The organism is Xenorhabdus entomophaga (assembly GCF_037996725.1).
In the GTDB taxonomy this organism is placed as follows: Bacteria; Pseudomonadota; Gammaproteobacteria; order Enterobacterales; family Enterobacteriaceae; genus Xenorhabdus; species Xenorhabdus khoisanae.
In genome coordinates, this window is sequence record NZ_JBBMXH010000158.1 from 1 (window position 1) to 6,135 (window position 6,135).

The 6,135-nt window shown below is 37.8% G+C and carries 7 protein-coding genes; 3 read left to right on the plus strand and 4 right to left on the minus strand.

Annotated elements, in window-relative coordinates; translation table 11 throughout:
- Window positions 1–106: 106 nt before the first annotated feature.
- Together AAC854_RS20800 and AAC854_RS20805 are read right to left on the minus strand one after the other, a co-directional pair.
- Entirely contained in the window at window positions 107–511 is a 405-nt protein-coding gene (locus tag AAC854_RS20800) for a GNAT family N-acetyltransferase (protein WP_340618768.1), read from the minus strand.
- 112 nt (window positions 512–623) lie between these two features.
- Window positions 624–1,289 carry a bactofilin family protein gene (locus AAC854_RS20805; protein ID WP_340618769.1) on the minus strand — a complete coding sequence of 222 codons (666 nt, stop codon included), beginning with the start codon at window positions 1,287–1,289 and terminating at the stop codon, window positions 624–626.
- 1,327 nt (window positions 1,290–2,616) lie between these two features.
- Here AAC854_RS20805 and AAC854_RS20810 point away from each other — a divergent pair.
- Complete coding sequence (locus tag AAC854_RS20810; RefSeq protein WP_340618770.1) at window positions 2,617–3,432, plus strand: helix-turn-helix transcriptional regulator; 816 nt, start codon at window positions 2,617–2,619, stop codon at window positions 3,430–3,432.
- 245 nt (window positions 3,433–3,677) lie between these two features.
- On the opposite strand, the gene AAC854_RS20815 is transcribed toward AAC854_RS20810, so the two are convergent.
- On the minus strand, window positions 3,678–4,349 hold the full coding sequence (locus tag AAC854_RS20815; RefSeq protein ID WP_340618771.1) for an epoxyqueuosine reductase QueH: 672 nt from the start codon (window positions 4,347–4,349) through the stop codon (window positions 3,678–3,680).
- Between the two features lie 134 nt (window positions 4,350–4,483).
- The gene (locus AAC854_RS20820; protein WP_340618772.1) at window positions 4,484–5,233 is read right to left on the minus strand and encodes an SDR family oxidoreductase; all 750 of its coding nucleotides are present in this window, start codon (window positions 5,231–5,233) and stop codon (window positions 4,484–4,486) included.
- A gap of 290 nt (window positions 5,234–5,523) precedes the next feature.
- Here AAC854_RS20820 and AAC854_RS20825 point away from each other — a divergent pair, with 290 nt between their 5' ends.
- Window positions 5,524–5,778, plus strand: coding sequence for an AMP-binding protein (locus tag AAC854_RS20825; RefSeq protein WP_340618773.1), 255 nt, complete (start codon window positions 5,524–5,526; stop codon window positions 5,776–5,778).
- Window positions 5,779–5,852: 74 nt separating this feature from the next.
- A partial coding sequence (locus AAC854_RS20830; protein ID WP_340618774.1) for an ISAs1 family transposase occupies window positions 5,853–6,135 on the plus strand: 283 nt, incomplete at its 3' end.

Below are 6,135 nucleotides of genomic sequence, written 5' to 3' on the forward strand. Positions count from 1 at the left end.
TTTTCATGGGTGAAAAAGTTACCTGACTGGCAGGATCAAGCAACAGGGAAATGCGGATCAAGCGATAAACATCACATTTTTGTGTCAATGGGGGACTGGTGAAGGGTTACGTGAAAGCGACTACTTCTTCTAACCCAACTCCCGTAAAGGCGAAATCAAGAATTCTACGGGCTGCTTCACAGGCATAACCTTTTCCCCAGCATGGCTTATCCAACCGCCAGCCGATCTCAACGCAAGGAGAAAAGGGAAATTTGATATCAGGAATATTCAGCCCGACAAAGCCAATAAACTCACCACTCTGCTTTAATTCAACTGCCCATAATCCCCAACCGCCCTGCGTTTCAAACTTACGAACAATATTATCAACCAAAATATCACTCTGTTCTTCAGACAATGTATTAGGGAAAAACTCCATCACTTCAGGATTACTGTTTAAGCGAAAAAAAGGTTCTTTATCTTCTTCCTTCCAAGCCCGGAGCCATAATCTTTCTGTATCCAATTCAATAAACATGATGCCTCCTTGAAATTTAGGGAAAAACTAATCGGTAATAAAAACAAAACTGCCGGAAAATCATACATATTTTCCGGCAGTAAGGCATAACGTTTTATTTTACGAGCAATTATCAAGCGTTATTTTTAGCTTTTGGTTTATCTCCCTGACTATCCCTAATGGCAATAACGCGTTCAATTTCTGGTTTTTTCTTATTTTCAACCTGTTCAGACTGACCAACAAATAACCCACCACGACGAATCGACATACTTCCGCAGCGGCTGATGCCTCTCAACTCGCCATGTTCCAGAATCTCCAATGTTTCCGCACAACACGTACCTTCAACATGACCATCAATGATGATTTCAGGGGCATTGAGCTCACCTTCAATTTTGCCGGCATGCATAATACGAATGGCACCACCTTTTACGCGAATATTACCAATGACTTTACCCCAGATTTGGATATCCCCGTCCATTTCAATATCACCCTTGAATACGGAGTTTTTGGCAACAATGGTGTTGGGACGAATCTCAGCTTCAGGGAGCTTTTTCTCTTCAAGCTGTATGCTCTTAACTGGTGTAGCAGAGCTGGCAACAGGTATCTCAGTTTTTTTTCCAAACATAGCGTTTATTCTCAATTTCATATTTACAAAGTAAAACACTAAGGCTAAAAAAGATAAAATTGCTGTTATGGTACAACTAATATAAGCACCATACAGATAGAGTCCTAATGCGCTCCCCCAAAGGAGCCATAGACTGTATAAAAAAGCGTTATCTGAAAAACGATACTTTTCCATATTTTTCTCGTTTTTTTAGTTTTTTCTTATATTTCATCAGCAAATATATCTACGAATATGCCTTAGCAGGTATAGAAAAAGGGCTGTGAAAACACATCCTAGCATTGTACAAGTATAAAAAACAATCTACGAAGCTATAACAGAGGTATTTATAGCGTTATTACACGGATAAAGTTGCTATTTGAGTTTAACCCACTGAATTGGAATTCATTTATTCTATATTTATAAAATAAAAAAACCTAACACGATAAACTTGATCGATAACAACCACATTGGCCGATAAGTACGTAACAATAAAAAAACAAAATATTAATATATTCGTATCATGTTGAGCATATAGAAAAAACCACATACTCAATGATTCATACTTCATTCATACTTTCATCGTTACCTGTGATTGTTTTTCTTTCGTTTCTCACCACCTATTTTATAGTTAAATTATCGTTCCTTCTTATCAAGATATGATTGAATTAATGGACCAGTCACTCACACCCGCAGAGATCGAAATGAGATGCCTTAGCTGAAGTAGTCATTTTATGATTTTGATATGAATGCCATTTTTTCTTTGACAAGAAAATACAATTGATTTTTGAAATTTAGAAATAATGTCTTAATGTTAACTTGCAAAATGCAATATACGTAATAACCAGGCCAAAATCCACTTTGTAATTAAAATATTAGATAATCCTTTTTGTTAACTTTCATCACTGTAATTATCATAATTAACGCTCGAAAATGATATTAGGTTACGTTGAAAAATCATCTATAATTCATTGGATTTCAACAATTATTTATCTTATTAGCCATTAATCCATCATGGTGGCCGTATACACATAAATAAAATAATAATCAACAAATTAAAAAATCAAAGTCAAATAATCAATGATATTCATGGTGATAAAAGTCCGTTAAAATAATTAACTCAACAGAATAAACTCATTAACATCTGCCACTGTTGACCATATTCTTTTCCCCTAAAAACAATTATATAAAAACCAAACAATACAAGATAAAAAAGCAAACAATTATGAAAAAGTTATTTTTAATCACAAAAAAAGCGGGCCAGATAAATTTATATCAAAAAAATATCACTTAACCCTAACACAAATATTTATTTAGATATATAATACCCAGAGCAATTTAATTGATGTTAAGAATGAGCTTTCAAGATCTTCAATCCAGATTAAATCAGCACTCTGTTTATCAATAAAGATAATCTGAGTGCCATAGGGAAAGTTTTTCATCATTCATTAATTAATATAATAAATACACCATGCACTCATCAAAAAAAATGATTACTCATGATAAGGAAAATTAGGAGTATTAAATGAAAAGGACGATGGGCTTAAATCAAAAGAGTATTTGTACTATCGAATTAACCATGCCGGATTTCAATATCCTGGAACATAAACAAAGAGGGCTGTACATTTTACTTGATGGAGAAATGGTATGGAAAGATTGTATCAATACTTATCACATCACATCGAATGAGATCCTTTTTACTCATCCGGGTAGCTATGCGGCCAGAACCAATACAGAAAGCTGTCAGGTATTATGGTTACCATTACATATGGAGTTCCTGCGCAGTTTTTTAAAACGTTTTGGTTCATTACTAAGCAAAATAGAGCGGCAAGATTTTCCTGCTTACAGGCTGATTCCTTTTAATCAATTTCCCCTACTGACGGAAAGCATCCGCGGCCTCGCCAATTTACTGGCCCATGATTACCCGCCAGCCTTGATTCAATTAAGAGTTGAAGAACTGTTGCTGCTGCTTTCCTTGAGTGAACAGGGGGCATTGCTAATGTCTGTACTACGGAAGTTAAGCAATCGTCAGGTAGAACGCTTGCAAACATTTATGGAGAACCATTATCTAAAAGAGTGGAGATTGAATGACTTTGCACGTGAGTTCGGTATGGGGCTGACTTCCTTTAAAGAACTTTTTAACAGCGTCTATGGAACGTCTCCCAGAGCCTGGATCAGCGAACAGCGGATTCTGTATGCCCACCAATTATTGCTAAACAGCGAAATGAGTATTGCCGATATTTCATTAGAATCGGGTTTTTCCAGTCAGTCCTATTTTACCCAAAGTTATCGACGGCGTTTTGGTTGTACACCCAACCGCGCCAGATATGGCAAAGATTAATGAGCATTTTCTCTGTGTAATAGATCAATGAACGATCGTTTTTATCGATCAATCTTCCTTGATTGATCTGTGCAACCCATTGGACGGAAGTATACCATCTCACATATAGTCATGGTGACTCATCACTGTTCAGAGCCTAACTAGGTTCGCTCCAAGTCACCACCAGGGTTTTTATATTTGCCGTATCTTTGGCCTGCACTTGCCCGTGCAGGCTTTTTTTTATTACCTCAAGAAAACCGATGCAATTAGCTATCTTTTTTCCCGCTGTCTGCACTATAAAAGACAGAGCCCAATTTTATTCTTTCACGCCCCGTTGCCAAACGATGTCGGTTAGTATCCCTGAGAGAATAAATACAACCACAATATTCCTGCTGATAGAATTCCTCACGTTTGCTGATCTCTATCATGCGGGAAGAACCACCGCCTTTTCGCCAGTTATATTCCCAATACATGAGATCAGGATAATGAGAAGCGGCCCGAACACCACATTCATTAATTTGCTGCATATTCTTCCAACGGGAAATACCCAGCGAGCTGGTAATCACAGAGAAACCATTTTCATGGGCATATAACGCGGTTCGCTCAAAGCGCATATCAAAACACATTGTGCAACGAATACCACGTTCAGGTTCATTTTCCATCCCTTTCGCGCGTTCAAACCAATTATCACGGTCATAATCAGCGTCAATAAAGGGAATACCCATTTGCTCCGCAAAACGAATATTTTCATCTTTGCGCAGTTCATATTCTTTTAGGGGGTGAATATTGGGATTATAGAAAAATATCGTGAAATCAATCCCTGAAGCCAACATTGCTTCCATGACTTCCCCAGAACATGGCGCACAACATGAGTGCAGTAACACTTTATTGCGCCCATTTGGCAGTGGGAGCGGGTTACGTTCATAGTTCAATGACATAATATCCTTTACCTGATTCAGACAATAAAAATCAGGAAGAAGATATCATCCCCTTCCTGTGTTTATTGGGTAACCATTTTACCCTTTTCTTCTGTATTACGACAATCATGTTACTACAATCTTTGTAAAGGCAATCAGATTTCCTGTACTTCTGGCAGAACCTGTCCTCCATCAACAACAATTGTTTGCCCGGTAATATATTTCGCCTCATCAGATGCCAGGAAGCAGGCCGCATAACCAATATCTTCCGGTACCCCCAATTCCCGCATTGGTGTGATATTTTTCGCATGATCAAGGAAATCATCACCAAATGACTGTAAGCCTTCAGTCATGATCATGCCCGGCATAACAGCGTTGATGGTAATACCCTGGCCTGCATACTCCAATGCGGCACTACGCATAAACCCTAGCTGCCCTGCTTTACTTGCACCATAGTGGCTGTAGCCTGAAAGACCCGTGATTTCTCCGGTTATTGAAGAAGTGATCACAACGCGTCCATAACGTTGCTTTTCCATCACATTCAATGCCGCTTGAACTAAGAAAAATGTCCCTTTGAGATTGACAGTATGAACTAAATCCCAATCTTCAACGGTCATGTCTTTAAGATAATGTTGTGGAAAAATACCTGCATTAGAGCAAAGAATATCGAGCCTGCTATATTTTTTAACAATCTTATCAATTACACTTTTACATGCAGCCTGATCCGTGACATCAAGGGAAATAAAATCAACCCCCAGCTCTTTAGCAACGGATTCCCCTTTCACGCTATCAGTACCAGCAATAATGGTAATCGCACCAGCTTGCTTCAGCACTTTTGCAATGCCCTTGCCAATACCTTTGGTTCCACCTGAGATAAAAGCAATTTTTCCTGCTAAATTGAACATAACTGTATCCTTTTATATTAATAGATGAAGTTTTTTTATTGGGTTGAATGTAACTCTTTAATATATTTTTTAGTGTTTGATTCATCAATATTAATAAATGAAATAAGTATATTAAAAAATATAATATTTTAGGAAAGGGAGAGTGACTCACATAAGATTTTAAATAAAAATGCCATCTATCCAATTTAGTCATGTATTACTGTAAAAACACCTTTATTATATTAATATAATGTTAACTATTTGAGATTGGCCGGTTAATTTTAAAGGACATAACAAAATGAGGTAAAAACATGACGCTCGATAATTCATTCCTGGATAAATATGATGGCACGGCATTATCACCTATTTTATTTCTTAAAAGAGCCGTATTAAGTGGTGGTGATGATATTGCCGTTATCGATGGGAAACACCGTTGGACATGGCGCCAATATGCCAATCGCTGCGAAAGAATTGCCATTTCACTTCAACAAATGGGAGTGAGTAAAGAGAGCGTAGTATCTGCTCTTTTACCCAATACCCAGGGCAAGATCACGAATGTTTTTTAGCCAAAAATAAATAAGTTGCTTCGAGTAAAGAGCTGTGATCTTATACTCTCTTTTGAGAATTGAAACCCAATATCATGTGCCTCGAAGACTTCAGCCTGCATTTTTCAGCGATCCAAGATCCGCGCCAGAGAGCAAAAATCGCCTATCCCTTATTTGATATCCTGTTTGCGTCGCTTTGTGCAATGATTGCCGGCGCAGAGGGCTGGAGCGATATTCAGGAATATACCGAAGGCTACCATGAATGGTTTCTACAACAAGGTATGTTCAAAGAAGGTGTCCCTGTCGATGATACGTTTGCCCGGATTATTTCGCGGATCAACCCAAAACAATTTAATCTCTGTTTTATCAATTGGATGA

Excerpts from the sequence above, each read along its gene's own strand:
- AAC854_RS20800 (WP_340618768.1), bottom strand. The coding sequence starts at position 511 with ATGTTTATTGAATTGGATACAGAAAGATTATGGCTCCGGGCTTGGAAG.
- AAC854_RS20805 (WP_340618769.1), bottom strand. The coding sequence starts at position 1,289 with ATGGAAAAGTATCGTTTTTCAGATAACGCTTTTTTATACAGTCTATGG.
- AAC854_RS20810 (WP_340618770.1), top strand. The coding sequence starts at position 2,617 with ATGAAAAGGACGATGGGCTTAAATCAAAAGAGTATTTGTACTATCGAA.
- AAC854_RS20815 (WP_340618771.1), bottom strand. The coding sequence starts at position 4,349 with ATGTCATTGAACTATGAACGTAACCCGCTCCCACTGCCAAATGGGCGC.
- AAC854_RS20820 (WP_340618772.1), bottom strand. The coding sequence starts at position 5,233 with ATGTTCAATTTAGCAGGAAAAATTGCTTTTATCTCAGGTGGAACCAAA.
- AAC854_RS20825 (WP_340618773.1), top strand. The coding sequence starts at position 5,524 with ATGACGCTCGATAATTCATTCCTGGATAAATATGATGGCACGGCATTA.